The sequence below is a fragment of the Gordonibacter massiliensis (ex Traore et al. 2017) genome (genome assembly GCF_019731765.1).
Taxonomy (GTDB): domain Bacteria; phylum Actinomycetota; class Coriobacteriia; order Coriobacteriales; family Eggerthellaceae; genus Gordonibacter; species Gordonibacter massiliensis.
In genome coordinates this window covers 75,028-91,172 of the sequence record NZ_JAASIO010000012.1, presented here as the reverse complement: position 1 = coordinate 91,172, position 16,145 = coordinate 75,028, and the positions used below count along the sequence as shown (strand labels likewise).

At 67.9% G+C, this 16,145-nt stretch carries 12 protein-coding genes; all 12 read right to left on the bottom strand.

Features of this window, described 5'->3' with window-relative positions:
- A complete protein-coding gene (gene recA / locus HCH03_RS12685) occupies positions 1–1,059 on the bottom strand; it encodes a recombinase RecA (protein WP_080143078.1) in 1,059 nt (352 codons plus the stop codon).
- 265 nt (positions 1,060–1,324) lie between these two features.
- Positions 1,325–2,554 carry a CDP-diacylglycerol--glycerol-3-phosphate 3-phosphatidyltransferase gene (gene pgsA / locus HCH03_RS12680; protein ID WP_438821628.1) on the bottom strand — a complete coding sequence of 410 codons (1,230 nt, stop codon included), beginning with the start codon at positions 2,552–2,554 and terminating at the stop codon, positions 1,325–1,327.
- Entirely contained in the window at positions 2,551–3,945 is a 1,395-nt protein-coding gene (gene rimO / locus HCH03_RS12675) for a 30S ribosomal protein S12 methylthiotransferase RimO (protein WP_438821630.1), read from the bottom strand. Before rimO ends, pgsA begins: the two co-directional genes overlap by 4 nt.
- A gap of 101 nt (positions 3,946–4,046) precedes the next feature.
- Complete coding sequence (locus HCH03_RS12670) at positions 4,047–4,544, bottom strand: YajQ family cyclic di-GMP-binding protein (protein WP_080143080.1); 498 nt, start codon at positions 4,542–4,544, stop codon at positions 4,047–4,049.
- A 196-nt stretch (positions 4,545–4,740) separates the two neighbouring features.
- Positions 4,741–5,850 (bottom strand): helix-turn-helix domain-containing protein, encoded by a 1,110-nt coding sequence (locus HCH03_RS12665; RefSeq protein ID WP_368042454.1) that lies wholly within the window; start codon positions 5,848–5,850, stop codon positions 4,741–4,743.
- Between the two features lie 4 nt (positions 5,851–5,854).
- On the bottom strand, positions 5,855–8,401 hold the full coding sequence (locus tag HCH03_RS12660; protein WP_221689788.1) for an FtsK/SpoIIIE family DNA translocase: 2,547 nt from the start codon (positions 8,399–8,401) through the stop codon (positions 5,855–5,857).
- Positions 8,402–8,495: 94 nt separating this feature from the next.
- Positions 8,496–10,391 (bottom strand): ribonuclease J, encoded by a 1,896-nt coding sequence (locus tag HCH03_RS12655; protein WP_221689787.1) that lies wholly within the window; start codon positions 10,389–10,391, stop codon positions 8,496–8,498.
- A 208-nt stretch (positions 10,392–10,599) separates the two neighbouring features.
- Positions 10,600–11,496, bottom strand: coding sequence for a 4-hydroxy-tetrahydrodipicolinate synthase (gene dapA / locus HCH03_RS12650; RefSeq protein WP_185906192.1), 897 nt, complete (start codon positions 11,494–11,496; stop codon positions 10,600–10,602).
- 103 nt (positions 11,497–11,599) lie between these two features.
- A complete protein-coding gene (dapB, locus tag HCH03_RS12645) occupies positions 11,600–12,367 on the bottom strand; it encodes a 4-hydroxy-tetrahydrodipicolinate reductase (protein ID WP_185906193.1) in 768 nt (255 codons plus the stop codon).
- Positions 12,368–12,538: 171 nt separating this feature from the next.
- Positions 12,539–14,773 carry a polyribonucleotide nucleotidyltransferase gene (pnp, locus tag HCH03_RS12640; protein ID WP_221689786.1) on the bottom strand — a complete coding sequence of 745 codons (2,235 nt, stop codon included), beginning with the start codon at positions 14,771–14,773 and terminating at the stop codon, positions 12,539–12,541.
- Positions 14,774–14,960: 187 nt separating this feature from the next.
- The gene (rpsO, locus tag HCH03_RS12635; protein ID WP_080143086.1) at positions 14,961–15,248 is read right to left on the bottom strand and encodes a 30S ribosomal protein S15; all 288 of its coding nucleotides are present in this window, start codon (positions 15,246–15,248) and stop codon (positions 14,961–14,963) included.
- 415 nt (positions 15,249–15,663) lie between these two features.
- Positions 15,664–16,113 (bottom strand): GNAT family N-acetyltransferase, encoded by a 450-nt coding sequence (locus HCH03_RS12630; RefSeq protein ID WP_221689785.1) that lies wholly within the window; start codon positions 16,111–16,113, stop codon positions 15,664–15,666.
- Positions 16,114–16,145: the final 32 nt, after the last annotated feature.

The following is a 16,145-nucleotide window of genomic DNA, read 5'->3' as shown; positions in this document are numbered from 1 at the left end:
CTATTTCTTCTTGGTGGGCTTCGCCACGGGCGTCATGGCATCGGCTTCGTCGGCCGAGCGGGTGATGACGGGGATCTCGAACGCCTCCCGCACCTTCAGCTCGATCTCCTCGCGCAGGTCGGGGTTCTCCTTGAGCGTCTGCTTCGCCGCCTCGCGGCCTTGCCCCAGGCGCTCTTCCCCGTAGGTGTACCAGGCGCCGCTCTTCTTGGCCACGCCGGCCTCCACGGCCATGTCGACGATGCATCCCTCGCGCGAGATGCCCTCGCCGTACATGAGGTCGAACTCCGCCTGCTTGAACGGGGGCGCGACCTTGTTCTTCACGACTTTGGCGCGCACGCGGTTGCCCACGATCTCGCCGTCTTTCTTGATGGAGTCGATGCGGCGGATGTCGATGCGCACGCTGGAGAAGAACTTGAGCGCGCGGCCGCCCGTGGTGGTCTCCGGGTTGCCGAACATGACGCCGATCTTCTCGCGCAGCTGGTTGATGAAGATGCACGTGGTGTTCGACTTCGACAACGATCCCGCCAGCTTGCGCAGCGCCTGCGACATAAGGCGCGCCTGCAGGCCGACCGTGGTGTCGCCGATCTCGCCTTCGATCTCGGCGCGGGGAACGAGGGCGGCCACCGAGTCGATGACGATGCAGTCGATGGCGCCGCTCCTCACGAGCATGTCGCAGATCTCGAGGGCCTGCTCGCCGGTGTCGGGCTGGGAGATGAGCACCTCGTCGATGTCCACCCCGAGGCGTGCCGCGTACACCGGGTCGAGCGCGTGCTCGGCGTCGATGAACGCCACGATGCCGCCCATGGCCTGCGCCTCCGCGAGTATCTGCAGCGCGAGCGTCGTCTTGCCGCTCGACTCGGGCCCGTACACCTCCACGATGCGCCCGCGGGGAACGCCTCCGATGCCGAGCGCCGCATCGAGCGGCAGCGCGCCCGTGGGGATCACGCCGATGTTGAGCTCCTTGCCGTCCTCGCCGAGCTTCATGATGGATCCCTGCCCGAACTTCGACTCGATCTGATCGGTCGTGAGTTTGAGCATCTTCGCTTTTTCGTCGTTCATGGTCCTTCTTCCCCCGGCGTAGCGGCTTTTCGTCATTCCCTTATTATGCGTACAAATGTTTGTCTGTCAAGTATCGACGCCCATTTTGCCGCGTGAAAAGCATAGCGCCGCGACCTTGCACGCCGACCGTAATCGAACCGTAGGAAAACCGGCGAAACCTTGCACGCATCCAACGGATCCGCCGTCTGCTTTTGGACGGGTTCCCAACGGGCATCCAGCGGATTCCCAACGCGGATCCAACGGAAAGCGCCCTCCGAGCGCGACCCTACGCCTCGACGTCCTCTAAGGCCTCTTTGAGGCGCCTCAACGCCGCGCGCACCGTTTGCAGGCGCACCTGCGTGCGGTCGCCCGGGAACTCGTGCAGCCGCGCGTCCGCGAACCCCTCGCTCGCCAGCCCGATCCACACCGTGCCCACCGGCTTGCCCGGTTCGGCTCCGCCCGGACCGGCGATGCCGGTGACGGACACGGCCACGTCCACCCCGAGGTCGCGGCGCGCGCCTTCGGCCATGGCGCGCGCCGTCTCGGCGCTCACCGCGCCGTGGCGCTCGAGGGTTTCGCGGGGCACGCCCAGAACCTCGCGCTTCACGTCGTCCACGTAGCTCACCACGCCGCCGCGCACCGCGTCGGAGCTGCCCGGCACGGCGGTGAGGGCCGCCGCTATCAACCCGCCCGTGAGGCTCTCGGCCGTGCCGACGGCCGCGCCCGCACGACGCGCCGCGTCGAGCACCTCGCCCGCCAGCGTCCCTAAAGCCGCCGGCTCGATGGCCGCGATCTCCTCCGCCGTGATCTCGCGTGCGGACGAATCGTTGTCGCCGTCGGCGGCGCGCGAGCGGCGCGCCTTCGGCCCGAAGCCGATCAGGTGGCGCGCCTTCGCTATGTAGTCGAGCATGGACACGACGGTGAGCACGAGCGCGACGAGCATCACGCCCCAGCTCAACAGCCACAACCCGTCCGAGAACGCCGCGTTCAAGCTTCCCACCATGTAGGATTCCTTGACGCAGAACAGCACGATGGCGACCATTTGGAACACGGTCTTGAACTTGCCGTACCAGCTGGCGGCGATGACCACGCCTTCGGTGGCGGCCACCATGCGCACCCCCGACACGATGAACTCGCGAGCCAAGATGACGAGCACGACCCAGCTGGGAAGCGCACCCAACTCGATGAGCGCCAAGAGCGCGGCGCACACGAGGATCTTGTCCGCCAGCGGGTCCATGAACTTCCCGAAGTCGGTGACCTCCCCCCTGCTGCGCGCCAGGTAGCCGTCGAGCCAGTCGGTGCACGATATGAGGATGAAAATGCCGGCCGCGATGAGGCTCTTCGCGTCGTCGGCCACCTGCGGCAGCCCCAGCCACTGCGGCCAAGGGCTCAGCAGCGCCACCACGAACACGGGCACGAGGCAGATGCGCACGAGCGTGACGACGTTCGCGGGCGTCCACAGCTTGTCGGTCGACATCGGTTTCTTCTGGTCGCTTGGAGCCATGGAACCCGTCACGCACCTTCCATCTCGTAGAGCAGCGTGTCCTCCACCCTCACGCGCACGATATCCCCCACCTCGCCGGCCTCGAGGTACGTGACGCCGTCCACCTCGGGCGCCTGGCACATGGCGCGGCCGAACAGCTGCCCGTCTTCCTCGCGGCCCTCCACGAGCACGTCGAGCTCGCGCCCTATGCGCGCGGCGATGCGCGGAGCGCACACGGCGTCGGCCAAATCGCGCAGGCGCTGCGCGCGATCTGCCTTCTCGTCCTCGTCCACCTGGTTCGGCAGGTCATGGGCGCGCGTGCCCTCCTCGCGGGAGTAGGGGAACACCCCGATGTAGTCGAAGTCGGCGTCTTCCACGAAGGAGCACAGCTCCTCGAACTGCTCGTCGGTCTCGCCGGGAAAGCCCGCGATGAGCGTCGTGCGCAGCGCGGCGTCGGGCATGCGGCGGCGCACGCGGGCCGCAAGCGCCTCGAAGTCCGCACGCGACCCCGTACGGTTCATGGCCCGCAGGATGTCGGCGTCCACGTGCTGCAGCGGGATGTCGAAGTAGTCGCACACGTTGGCGTGCGAGGCCACGGCCTCTAGCAGCTCGTCGGTCAGGCCTTCCGGCTGGATGTACATGAGGCGGAACCACGTGCTCGGATGCTCTTCGGCCAGCGTCGACACGAGCGCGGCGAGCGTGGAGGGCTCGGGGAAGTCGGCGCCCCAGCGCCCGGTGTCCTGGGCGATGAGCACGATCTCGCGCACGCCGCGATCCACCTGCTTGCGCACCTCGGCCCGCACGTCGTCGAGCGGGAAGCTGCGGTAGCGGCCGCGGATGAAGGGGATCGTGCAGTACGAGCAGAAGCGGTCGCAGCCGTCCGATATCTTCACGTAGGCCGACACGGGGCCGTGCGGTGCGGAAGATCCTTCGACTGCGGCGGCTTCGCCGCTCGTCGCTTCGCGACGCCTCCCTGCGCTCGCTTCGCGTGCTCGGGAGTGCGACAGTCCACTGGACTGTCGCATGCTCAGGATGACAGGGGTAGCGCCCGCCTCGCCGCCCGTCGTTTCCCCTTGCTTCCCCGCGCTCGAAGCGGCGCAGGGGGCCGCGCCCTCGCCATCCGCCTTCCCTATCGTTTCGGCCAGTACGAGCGCTATGTCGTCCTCGCGCGAGCACGGCACGAAGGCGCCCGCCTCCACGAGCTCGGCTTCGAGGTCGGCGCCGTAACGCGCCGGCATGCATCCGGCCACGACGAGCGCCGCGCACCCGCTGGCGACGTTCGGCAGGTCGGCCGCCTCGAAAACGGCCTCGAGGCTCTCCTCGGTGGCCGCCTGGATGAACGAGCAGGTGTTGACAACGATCGCGTCGGCGTCGGCGGGATCGTCCGCGAGCGCGTAGCCCGCATCTGCGACGCGCTCGCGCATATGCTCCGTGTCGACCTCGTTCTTGGCGCAGCCCAACGTGACGAACGCCACGGACTTCCGCCCTTCGGCCTGTCGGCTCCCCTTCCCGTCCATCGCGGAGCCTAGCGGTAGTTGACGTACTGGAGCGGCTGGCCGTAGTCTTTGCCCTTCAGGAAGGCGATGACCTCCTGCAGCGTGTCGCGCGAGGCGCTCGAAACGCGCAGCTTGTCGCCCTCTATCTGCACCTTCACCTTGAGTTTCGTGGCTTTGATGTCCTTGTTGATCTTGCCGGCGGTGTCCTTGTCGATGCCCTCGACGATGCTCGCCGTCTGCCGCACGCTCTGGCCGGCGGCCGCCTGCGGGTCGCCCCACTTCACAGCGCCCAAATCGATGCCGCGCTTCACGAGCTTCGTGGCGATGACGTCGATGACCTGCTTGGCCACGAAGTCGGCCGGAGCGGCCACCGTGATGGCCTTGTTCGCCTTGTCGAGCGTGATCTCCGCGCCGGAATCCTTCAGGTCGTAGCGCTGGGCAAGCTCCTTCTTCGCCTGCTGGAACGCGTTGTCGACCTCCTGCATGTCCACGGTGGACACGACGTCGAAACTGGACTCTTTCGCCATGGATGGATCCTTTCCTCACCGGCCCGCCGCACGCGCGGGCCGCCTCGTTTTCCGTTTCCGACCAGCATACCTTATTTCTCGGCGCACGCCGCGCGATTGCAGGCGAGTTCCACAGGGGGCGAAGGGAAACGGCGTGGAAACGAGAACCGCCCGCTTGGCCAGCGGGCGGTTCGGTCGAAGCGCATGCGGCGGGAGCCTACGCGCCCGTCGAGGTTCCGGTTCCCGTTTCCGTGCCGGCGGATCCCGTGGTGCCCGTCGTCGCAGCGGTTGGATGGTCGGCCTTCCACTGCTCGAGGATGGCCGGGAAGTCCACCGAGTAGGTGTAGACGCCGATACTCTCGTCGACCTCCGGTTCGAGCTTCGTGCCGTTCACGGTGACGGTGACGGCGTCGGGATTCGACGTGACGAGCTTCCACGTGGTCGTGACCTCGACCTCCTGCTTCGAAGGCCCGTCGACGGTACCGCCGGAGGTGATCTCGTCATCGGTGTAGACGTCCATGTAGGCCGATTGCCCCGAGGCAACCTCGTACACGACCTTGGCGCTCGTTGGCGCCGTCTCCACCGGGGCGGGCGTCGGCTCCTGCGTCTCTTGCCCCTCCTCGCCCTGCGTGGTGTCGTTGATGCCCGTCACCGGCACGGCGGGCACGTCGTCGCCTCCGCCGCCCTTGTTGCCGAACGCGAACACGAGTACGATGATCAGCAGCACCAGGATGACCGCCCCGGCTATGACGAACGGCAGCTTCGACTGCACGCCGCTCGGGGCCTTGGGCCCCGCGTAGAAGTTCGTGTACTGGCCGTTCGGCAGCGCCGTGTGGCGGCTCGTGTGCGTGCGCCCCTCGGAGTACAAACGCCCGCCGACCGCCCCGCCCCGCTGCTGCTGCCCGTAATCCGAGCGGCTGTAGGACGTCCGATCGTCGTAGAGCGTGCGGCCGAACGCGTTCTGGCGCGCTGGACGCTCCTCGGGCTCCTCGATCTGGGACGCGCGGGGGCTGCGCTTCGTGCGCGACGCGCCGCCCATGTCGAAGCCCGACGGCCGCACGTCCGAGCGCGCGCGCCCCACCTGGTAGGCGTAGGCCTCGTCCAGGTACATGCGCGTGATCTCGGTGGGGTTGAGCCCCAGAAGCCGCGCGTAGGCGTTCACCATGTTGCGCGTGTAGCCGCGCGGGGGCATGCGCGCGAAATCGTCGGCCTCGATGGCGCGCAGGATGTCGGGCCTGATGCGCAGACGACGCGCAGCCGCGGACAGGTCCATGCCCTTTCGCTCGCGGGCCTCCTGCAAAACCGTTCCGAATGTCACCTGTGCCACGTCGTCACTCCTCGCTTGAGTCCTGCGCCTCGAACGCCTTCAGCGTTTCCAGCTCCATGGCGTCGACCAGGACCTCGCGGGGCTTGCTGCCGTTCGGCGGCCCCACGACTCCCTTTTCCTCGAGCATGTCCATTATACGCCCGGCGCGAGAATAGCCAACTTTCAAGCGCCGCTGGATGTTCGACGTCGATCCCAAACCGCTCGAGACCACGATCTCGGCGGCTTCCCAAATGAGCGGGTCGTCCGACGTGCACGAGCCGCCGCTGCCGTCGGGTTGCGATGCCCCCAGCGTGATGAGGTTCGTCTGCAGGATCTCGGAATGGTACTCCGGCTCGCCCTGCTCCTTCAGCATGTCCACCACGGCGTTGATCTCGTCCTCGGACACGTAGCAGCCCTGGATGCGCTGGGGCTTGGCCAGCTCCGGCTTCGAGAGCAGCAAGTCGCCCAGGCCGATGAGGCGCTCGGCGCCCGGCGTGTCGAGCACCACGCGGCTGTCGATGCCGCTGGCCACGTTGAACGCGATGCGGTTCGTGATGTTCGCCTTGATGAGGCCCGTGACCACGTTCGTGGACGGGCGCTGCGTGGCCACGATGAGGTGGATGCCGGCCGCGCGCGCCAGCTGCGCGATGCGGCTGATGGAGAACTCCACCTCCTTGCCCACGTTCATCATGAGGTCGGCCAGCTCGTCGATGATGATGACGATGTAGGGCAGCTCGTCGCCGAGCTCCGAGGCGGGGGGCTCCTTGCCGGCGTCCTCCGCCTTCTTGATGGCAGCCTGCTCGGCCTGCACCTTGGCGTTGTACTGCCCGATGTTGCGCGCGCCCACCTTGGAGAACACCTTCAGGCGCCGCTCCATCTCGGCCACGCCCCACGACAGCGCGCTCGCGGCCTCGCGGGCCTCGGTGACCACGGGCACGTACAGGTGCGGGATGCCGTTGTACGGCGTGAACTCCACGCGCTTGGGGTCGATCATGATGAAGCGCACCTCGGCCGGCGTGGCGCGCATGAGGATGGACATGATCATGGCGTTCACCGACACCGACTTGCCGGAGCCCGTGGTGCCGCCGATGAGCAGGTGGGGCATCTTCGCCAGGTCAGACACGATGGAGCGGCCCTCCACGTCCTTGCCGATGGCCACCTGCAAGGGCCCGGCCGGCGCGTCTTTCAGCACGTCGCCCAGAAGCACGGTCTGGCGCGTGCGGTTCGGCACCTCGATGCCGACGTAGTTCGTGCCGGGGATGGGCGCGAAGATGCGCACGCCGGGCGCGGCGAGCGCGAGCGCGATGTCCTGCTCGAGCGCCGTGATGCGGCTCACGCGCACGCCGGCGGGCAGGTCCACCTTGAACAGCGTCACCGTGGGGCCGGCCACCCAGCCCACGACCTCGGCCATGATGGTGAAGCTCTCCAGCGTCTCCTGCAGGCACTCCGCCGTCTCGGAGAGCTCGGCGTCGGTGGCCTTGTCCTTCTTGGCCGACGTGCTCGTGGCCAGGATGTCGAAGGGGGGTAGCTGGAAGCCGTCCTCGGGGCGCGGCGTGGCGAGCGGCGTCGAGGCGGACGACGACGCCTTCGCGGCGGCCGGGGCCTTCTTTCCGGCATCGGCCTCGGCGCGCGCGCGGCCGAGCTTGCGCGTCAGGGGCTGCTCGACGGCGTCTGGGGCGTCGAAGGGCGCGCGCCGTCCTCCGATGACCTGCGTTTCGAGGGACGCCGAAGCGCGGCGGGGCTTGCTCTTGGCCCCTTCCTCCGCCTTGGCTTTCCCCTTCTTCGCGCGCGGCAGCAGGCTCGTGGCGGCCGCGCCCTCGCCGGCCGTGAGCGGCACGAAGCCCGCCGCCCCCTCGGCGCGCTGCACGCGGGCGTAGGCCGGCGCTCCCAGCACCCCGTCGTCGGAGGCCGCCTCGGCGCGCTTGTCCTGCACGCGCTCGATGAGCTTGGAGAGCGAGAACCCTATGATCACGAGCCCGGCCGCCACGACGCCGAACATGACGATACAGGAAATGACCTGGCCGAACAGCGTGAAGCCGACCCAGGCGACGCCGGCGCCCACGTAACCGCCGCGCGCGGAGAGCTGCGCGGGGTCGAACAGGGCCGCGGGCGCGCCCGTCTCGCCGGGGGCGAGCGGGGTGAACAGGGCCAGCAGCACGAGCACCGCCACCAATATCATGACGAGGCCCACGGCCACGCGCGCGGGCACGCGCTCGCGGTCGAAGCGGACGAGGAAGCTCGCGCCGATGACGAGCAGGAAGAACGGCAGCAGGTAGGCGCCCAGGCCCAGCGTGAGGTGCAGCGCCGTCGACACGAACGACGTGACCACGGCGTTCGTGGGCATGACGGCCGCCACGAACAGCACCACGGCCGCCACGGCGAACGCCACGCCGGTGATGTCGCGGCGCGCGCGGTCGTCGATGATGCGGCCCTCTTCGGCGGCGGGAGCGGGCGCGGCTTTGCCGCCGCCCTTGCGGGCGCTCTTCTCGGCGGGGGACGCCGCCTTGCCCTTCGGCTTGGCGCCGGAGGACGGCTTCGACTTGTTCGATGCGGGTGCTGACTGTCGGGCCACGGCCCAGCTCCTTTTGCTGCGTTTAGAGTGCGTTTCTGGTTCGGTTGCGCGACCGGAGAGCCGCATGCGCGCAGGCGCATGCGGCCATTATAGCCTAAACCTCCAGCAAGTTCACGATGACCATGGGGCGCTGCTTCGTGCGCTCCCACAGAAGCGAGAGCAGCGCGTCGCGCGCGGCCTTCTTGAGCTCCTTCTGGCCCCCGCCCTTGCCCAGCTGGCGCTTGAGGGCGTTCTTCACGGTGTTGCGGGCGTCGCGCACAAGGTAGTCGTCGTCGCCGCCCGTGATGCCGTGCATCTCCACCTGCACCTCGCCGACCACGTCCTTGCGCTTCGACGAGATGGCGGCCGCCACCGAGGCGAAGCCCTGGGACCCCAGCGCGTTGCGCTCGTCGAGCACGTCCTGCGACGTGTCGCCCACCGACAGCCCGTCCACGAACACGATGCCGCTCTGCACGGTCTCGCCGCGCTTCACGCCCTTGCTCGACAGCTCCAGGCTCTCGCCGTTCTCGCAGATGAACACGTTCTCCGCCGGCACGCCCGTCGCCTCGGCGAGCTTGGCGTGGGCGCGCAGGTGCGTCGCCTCGCCGTGCACCGGCATGAAGGCGTTGGGCTGCACGATGGACAGCACGAGCTTCAGCTCCTCGGCGCCGGCGTGGCCGGACACGTGCACCATGGCGCGCTTCTTGTCGTAGACGTCCGCGCCGATCTTCGCCAGCGAGTTGATGACGCGCGTGACGGCCTTCTCGTTGCCGGGAACCGGCGTGGCCGAGATGATGACGGTGTCGCCCTGCTCCAGATCGATGGTCTTGTGCTCGCCGTTGGCGATGCGGGCCAGCGCCGAGAGCGGCTCGCCCTGGCTGCCCGTGCACATGATGACCACCTGCTCGGGCGGGATGCCCTTCAAGTCGTAGGCGTCGACGATGTCCTCGTCGGGGATGTTCAGGTAGCCCAAGCGGCGCGCGATGTCGGTGTTCTGGATCATCGAGCGGCCCGTGACCACGACCTTGCGCCCGTTGTCGCGCGCGGCGTCGCAGATCTGCTGCATGCGGTGGATGTGGCTCGCGAACGACGCGATGATGACGCGGCCCTTCGCCTGCGAGATGATCTTGCGCAGCTCCTTGCCCACCTCGGCCTCGGAGGGCGTGAAGTTGGGGTTCTGGGCGTTCGTGGAGTCGCTCATCATAAGGTCCACGCCCGTCTTGGAGAACTTGGAGAGCGCGCCGAAATCGGTGGTCACGCCGTCGATGGGCGTTTGGTCGAGCTTGAAGTCGCCCGTGTGCAGCACGTTTCCGGCCGGGCTCTGGAAGAACACGCCCACCGCGCCCGGGATGGAGTGGTTCACGGCGAAGAACTCGGCGGTGAAGCAGCCGAGCTTCATCTGGTCGCCCGGCTTGATCTCGATGAGCTTGGCGTTCTTGATCTTGTGCTCGGCGAACTTGCCCTCGATGAGGCCGAGCGTCATCTTCGTGCCGTAGATGGGCACGCTCCGGTCGAGGTCCTTCATGAGGTAGGGCAGCGTGCCCGTGTGGTCCTCGTGGCCGTGCGTGATGACGATGCCGCGCAGCTTGTCGGCGTTCTCCAGCACGTAGGTGTAGTCGGGCAGGATGAGGTCGATGCCCGGATGGTCGTCGTCGGGGAACATGAGGCCCGCGTCGTCCAGGATCATGTCGCCCTTGCACTCGAACACGGTCATGTTCTTGCCGATGGCGTCCAGGCCGCCCAGCGGGATGATCTTGAGCGTGGCGTTCGGATCCTTCTTGGGCGAGTTGAAGTTGCGGCGCGCGTTCTGCTGGCCGCCCTGCTTCTGCTGGCCGCTCTGGCCCGCCTTCGTGAGCTGGGGCCGGTGGTGCTCGATCTGCACGTGCTTGTACGAGCGGGTCTTCTTCTCGTCGCCCGAGCGCGCGGCGCCCTTGCCTCCGTTGCGGGCGTTGCCGCCGCGGGACTGCTCCTGGGCGCGCCGCTCGGAGCGCTGGTTGTTCTGTTGTTCCATAAATTCCTTGTCTTTCCGGTCTTGCGCGATCGGGCGCGCATAGGCGAAGAGCCGGGAATCCCGGCTTCGCCCCGCCCGCCGCCTACCCCGCGTCGCGGAGCGCGGCATGCAAGGACGCACCATGAAGAGGCGCGTCCGATCGTCGCGGTTGTCTATCGCAGCACCGCCCGAAGGCGGCGCAACCTTTCGTTGTCAGTTCGGACGCGCCTCACGCGTCCAGCACGCCGACTTCCCTCATGATGGCGGCCAAGCGCTCGGACTGCTCGGGCGTGGCGTCCACGAGCGGCAGGCGCACGCCTCCCACCGGGAAGCCCAAAAGCTTGAGCGCCTCCTTCACGAGGATGGGGTTCGACGTCTCGAACAGGCCCTTCATGAGCGGCATGAGCGCCTCGTTCGCGGCCGCGGCCGCTTCCCAATCGCCGGCCGCGCACAGGTCCACGATCTCCTTCATGCGGGCAGGCGCCACGTTGCCGATGGTTGAGATGACGCCGGTGCCCCCCAGCTTCATGATGTCGAACGTGACGGCGTCGTCGCCCGAGTACACGGCGAAGCCCTCGGGGGCGGCGTCGATGATGGCCTTGATCTGGTCCATCTTGCCCGACGCCTCCTTGACGGCCACGACGTTGGCGCAATCGCGGGCCAAGCGCAGCGTGGTCTCGGCCTCCATGTTCACCACGCAGCGGCCCGGGATGTTGTACAGGATGATGGGCAGCTCCACCGCGCTGGCGATGGTGCGGAAGTGCTGGTAGATGCCCTCTTGCGGGGGCTTGTTGTAGTACGGCACCACGCACATGAAGCCGTCCACGCCGAGCTCGGCCACCTCGCGCGCGAAGCTCACCGTGTCGGCCGTGCAGTTGTCGCCCACGTTCGCTATGACGGGAACGCGGTCGCCCACGGCCTCCACCACGGCGCGGAACAGGTCGATCTTCTGCGGGTAGAACACGGTCGGGCTCTCCCCCGTCGTGCCGTTGATGATGAGGGAATCGCTGCCGCCGTCCACGAGGCGCACGGCAAGCGCCTGGACCTTGTCGAGGTCGAGCTCGCGGTTCTCGTCGAACGGGGTGACCATGGCCGGGATCATACGGCCGAAACGGGGCTGCGACATGCTGACTCCTCACCTAACTGCGCGGCGGTGGAAACGCGCACCGCCGAACCTTGCCCTTACGTACAAACGTTTATTATGCCATGGACGCGTCCTGCCGGCGCGCTCACGCCATGAAGTTCTCCAAACCTACAATCAGGCCCGATCGCTCCCCTGCGCTGCGGATGCCCAGCAGCACGCCCGGCATGTAGGACTCGCGGTCCCACGAGTCGTGGCGGATGGAGAGCGTCTGTCCGAGCGAGCCGAACACGACCTCCTGGCTGGCAACGTAGCCCATCGAGCGCACCGAATGCACCGGCACGCCCGCCACGAGCGCGCCGCGCGCGCCCTCGGCCCCCTCGATCTCGGTCTCGCGGCCGGGAGCCTCGCTCGCGCGGCCTCCGCGCGCCTCGGACACGATCTCGGCCGTGCGCACCGCCGTGCCGGACGGGGCGTCCTTCTTGTTGCAGTGGTGGAACTCGATGACCTCGGCTTCCGGGAAGTACGGGGCGGCCGCCTTCGCGAACTCCATCATGAGCACGGCGCCCGTCGTGAAGTTCGGCGCGTAGAACAGGCACGTGCCCTCCGGAGCGAGCGAGGCCAGCTCCTCGAGCGTCTCGTTGGACAGGCCCGTCGTGCCCACGACGCAATCGACGCCCGCGGGCAGCGCCGCGCGCAGGTTGCCGGCCACGACGGAGGGCTGCGTGAAGTCCACGAGCACATCGAAGTCCGCGCCGTCGAGGGCCTCGGCCACGCTCGCGAACACGGGGAACGCGCCCGTCTGCCCGTGCGGGTCGATGCCGCAGACGACTTCCATGTCGTCGGCCGCGCCGACGGCCTCCACCACCGTGGCCCCCATGCGCCCCGCGCATCCCGATACAGCGACTTTTATCATGTTTCAGCCTTTCGCTTCGCGATTTCTTCCTTATCGTACCACGCAACGCCGAGCGTCCCGCGCATTGTTGCCCCGACGGCATCGAAGGTCGGAGTGCGGCAGCCCGCCCGACAGGGGTTTCCGCACCCCAAAAGCGAAGGGCCGCTTGCGCGGCCCTTCCGGTGGTGTTTCCTAGCCCTCGTGGCGACGGCGCGGCGTGCGGCCGTTGCCGCCGTTGCCGTTGCCGTTGCGGTTGCTGCGGCCGGGGCGGTTGTCCTTGTCGCCGTGGTCGTCGCGGCGCGGGCGGTCGCTGCGCTCGCGGCTGGGGGCCGATCCCTCGGGGGCGTCCGGCTTGTCCAAGCGGTCGAGCGAGATCTTGCCCGTCTTCGGATCCACCTCGAGCACCTCGACCTTGATGACATCGCCCAAGGTGAGCACGTCCTCCACGGAGCCCACGCGGCCGTTGGCCACGCGGCTGATGTGCAAAAGGCCGTCCTTGCCGGGCGTCAGCTTGACGAAGGCGCCGAAGTCCTTGATGCCCACGACCTCGCCGTCGAACGTCTCGCCCACCTCGGGCTCCTTCACGATGCCCAGGATCATGGCCTTGGCGGCCTCGCCGGCCGGGCCCTCGATGGCGGCGATGTGGATGGTGCCGTCCTCCTCGATGTTGATCTGGGCGCCCGTCTCCTCCTGGATGCCGCGGACGACCTTGCCGCCGCTTCCGATGACGTCGCGGATCTTGTCGACGGGGATGTGGATGGTCTCGATGCGGGGCGCGAACTGCGAAAGCTCCTCGCGCGGCGCCTCGATCTCCTTCAGCATGGCGGACAGGATGTGGGCGCGGCCCTCGCTCGCCTGCGCCAGCGCGCGGGCGAGGATGTCGACGGACAGGCCGCGCGCCTTGTTGTCCATCTGCAGGGCGGTGATGCCCTTCTCGGTGCCGCACACCTTGAAGTCCATGTCGCCCAGGAAGTCCTCGATGCCTTGGATGTCGGAGAGGATGACCACGTCGTCGCCCTCCTTGATGAGGCCCATGGCGATGCCCGACACGGGCGCCTTGATGGGCACGCCGGCGTCCATGAGAGCCAGCGTCGAGCCGCAGGTGGAGGCCATGGACGACGAGCCGTTGGACTCGAGCACCTCGGACACCACGCGGATGGCGTAGGGGAACTCGTCCTCGTCGGGCAGCACGGGAATGAGCGCGCGCTCGGCAAGGGCGCCGTGGCCGATCTCGCGGCGCTTCGGCGCGCCCATGCGGCCCGCCTCGCCCGTGCAGTACGGCGGGAAGTTGTACTGGTGCATGTAGCGCTTGCCCTCGGCGGGGTCGATGGTGTCGAGGCGCTGCCACTCGTTGAGCATGCCGAGCGTCACCACGGAGAGCACCTGGGTCTGGCCGCGCTGGAACAGGCCCGAGCCGTGCACGCGGGGCAGATAGCCCGGCTTGATGTACAGCGGGCGGATCTCCTCGGGCGTGCGGCCGTCGGCGCGCTCGCCGGTGGCGATGACCATGGCGCGCATGGCCTTCTTCTCGAGCTTCTTGAGCTCGGCGGCGATGTCGCCCTTCCAGGCCGCGCGCTCCTCGTCGGAGAACTGCTCGGCCTTGACGCGCTCCTTGAGCTCCTCGACCTTGGCCATGCGGGAGAGCTTGTCGGCGTCGTGCAGGGCGGCGGACATCTCGCCCTCGAACGGCGCGATGCGCTCGGCGATGGCCGGGTCGGCCACATGGACGGGCCACTCGACGGGCTGGATGTTCGCGCGGTCGAGGAAGCGCTGCTGCACCTCGCAGAACGCGGCGATGGCCTCCTGGCCGAACGCCATGGCGGCGAGCATGTCCTCCTCGGAGATCTCGTCGGCCCCGGCCTCCACCATGGAGATGTAGTCGGCCGTGCCGGCGATGGTGAGCTCGAGGTCGGAGTGCTCGGACTCCTCGAACGTGGGGTTCACGATGAACTCGCCCGTCTCCACGTCGCGCCCGATGCGCACGCAGGCGGCCGGGCCGTCGAACGGTGCGGCGCCCAGCATGAGGGCGGCGCTGGCGCCCATGACGCAGATGGTGTCGGGCGGGTTCACGCTGTCAACCACGAGCGTCGTGCACACGACGTGCACCTCGCGCTTGAAGCCGTCCACGAAGCCGGGACGGATGGGGCGGTCGACCATGCGCGCCGTGAGCGTGCCCTTGTCGGAAGGACGCGCCTCGCGCTTGAGGTAGCCGCCGGGGATGCGGCCGACGGCGTACATCTTCTCGATGAAGTCGACCGTGAGGGGGAAGAAGTCGTAGTCCTTCTCCTGCCCGATGACCGCCGTGACCAGCACGGTGGTGTCGCCCTGCGTGACGACCACGGAACCGGTCGCCTGCTTGGCCAGTTCGCCCGTCTCCAAGCGGTACTCTTTGCCGTACAGCTCGAAGGATTCGACGATTTTTTCCATATGCACATTCTTTCTCTTCACCTTGACCGCCCTAGTGCGGCCAAGCTTCTTCGGCACCGTCCGCTCCTTGCGGGGGCCGCGAGCAGAAGCGCCCTTGCGCTTCCGACCGCCTCTACGTTTTCAATCCCGTTGTCCGAACGGGATGCGACGCCTATGCGAAAAAGCCCGCGGAGGCGGGCTTTCGTTGCTAGATGTTGTCGCGGATACCGAGCTTCTTGATGAGGGCGCGGTATTCCTCGATGTCGCGGCCCTTGACGTACTTCAGAAGGCCGCGGCGCTTGCCGATGAGCATCATGAGGCCGCGCTGCGTGTGCTTGTCCTTCTTGTGCACCTTCAGGTGCTCGGTGAGGTTGCGGATGCGCTCCGTGAGGATGGCGATCTGCACCTCGGGGCTGCCGGAGTCGCCCTCGCCCTTGCCGAACTCCTTGATGAGCTCCGCCGTGCGCTCCTTGGTGATGCTGAGCTTGTCTGCCATGGTTCTCCACCTTTCTGAGCGGCCCTCGCGCGCCGCCTTCGCGTGCGCCGCCGCCCTGCCCGGGCGGATGCGCCTTCGTTGCGCTCCCCTCTGGGTGAACATGCGGTGAAACATGCGGACCAAGCGGGAAGTGCCTGCGTTTTCGCAGCTGGCCTATTGTAGGCGAACGCGCGCCTGCGGGCAAGGCGGGTCGGAAGCGCCCACAGGTTGCCCACATTGCGGGCGGCCCGACCGCGCGCGGATGCGCCCTTTGCCGTCCTGGTCGAACGAAACGCGCCCTGTCATCCTGAGCGGAGCAGACGCAGTCTGCGGAGTCGAAGGATCCCATGCGGCGATAGCTGAAAGACCTCCGGTTGACACCGCACGGGATCCTTCGACTCCGGCCTACGGCCTCCGCTCAGGATGACAGGGTGTGTTACGCGAGGTCCAGCTCCATGAAGACGTCGGCCAGCGGGTTGTCGTCGTAGCGCTCGATGTCCCGAAAGCCCAGACGGCGGTAGAGGCCGATGGCGTTGGCGGACGTCGAGATGGTGTCGAGCCGGATGGCGCGGCATCCTCGCTCGCGCGCATGGTCGATGGCGCGCTCGGCCAAACGGCGGCCCAGGCCGCGACCTTGAAGCCGCTCGTACACGAACAGCGTTTTGAGCTCGCACGCGTCCTCGGAAAGCGGGCGCACGCCCACGCAGCCGACGACCTCGCCGTCTTCCACGAGGCACCAGAAGGCTTCGTAGCTCGCCTCGACGTCCAGCAGATGCGCGTGGCGGCCCGCCGGGTCGAAGGATCGGCCCGATTCGGGCAGGCAGTTCGCAAGGAACGAGAAGAGCGCGCCGTGGAGGGCGGGCCCATAGGGCTCGAGTTCGATCATGCGGGTTTCCTTTCACGTGCGAACGGGGATTT

Coding starts and splice junctions, on each gene's coding strand:
- recA (WP_080143078.1), bottom strand. CDS start 1,059: ATGAACGACGAAAAAGCGAAGATGCTCAAACTCACGACCGATCAGATC.
- rimO (WP_438821630.1), bottom strand. CDS start 3,945: ATGCGCGAGCGCGTCGCAGATGCGGGCTACGCGCTCGCGGACGATCCC.
- HCH03_RS12670 (WP_080143080.1), bottom strand. CDS start 4,544: ATGGCGAAAGAGTCCAGTTTCGACGTCGTGTCCACCGTGGACATGCAG.
- HCH03_RS12655 (WP_221689787.1), bottom strand. CDS start 10,391: ATGGAACAACAGAACAACCAGCGCTCCGAGCGGCGCGCCCAGGAGCAG.
- dapA (WP_185906192.1), bottom strand. CDS start 11,496: ATGTCGCAGCCCCGTTTCGGCCGTATGATCCCGGCCATGGTCACCCCG.
- dapB (WP_185906193.1), bottom strand. CDS start 12,367: ATGATAAAAGTCGCTGTATCGGGATGCGCGGGGCGCATGGGGGCCACG.
- pnp (WP_221689786.1), bottom strand. CDS start 14,773: ATGGAAAAAATCGTCGAATCCTTCGAGCTGTACGGCAAAGAGTACCGC.
- rpsO (WP_080143086.1), bottom strand. CDS start 15,248: ATGGCAGACAAGCTCAGCATCACCAAGGAGCGCACGGCGGAGCTCATC.
- HCH03_RS12630 (WP_221689785.1), bottom strand. CDS start 16,113: ATGATCGAACTCGAGCCCTATGGGCCCGCCCTCCACGGCGCGCTCTTC.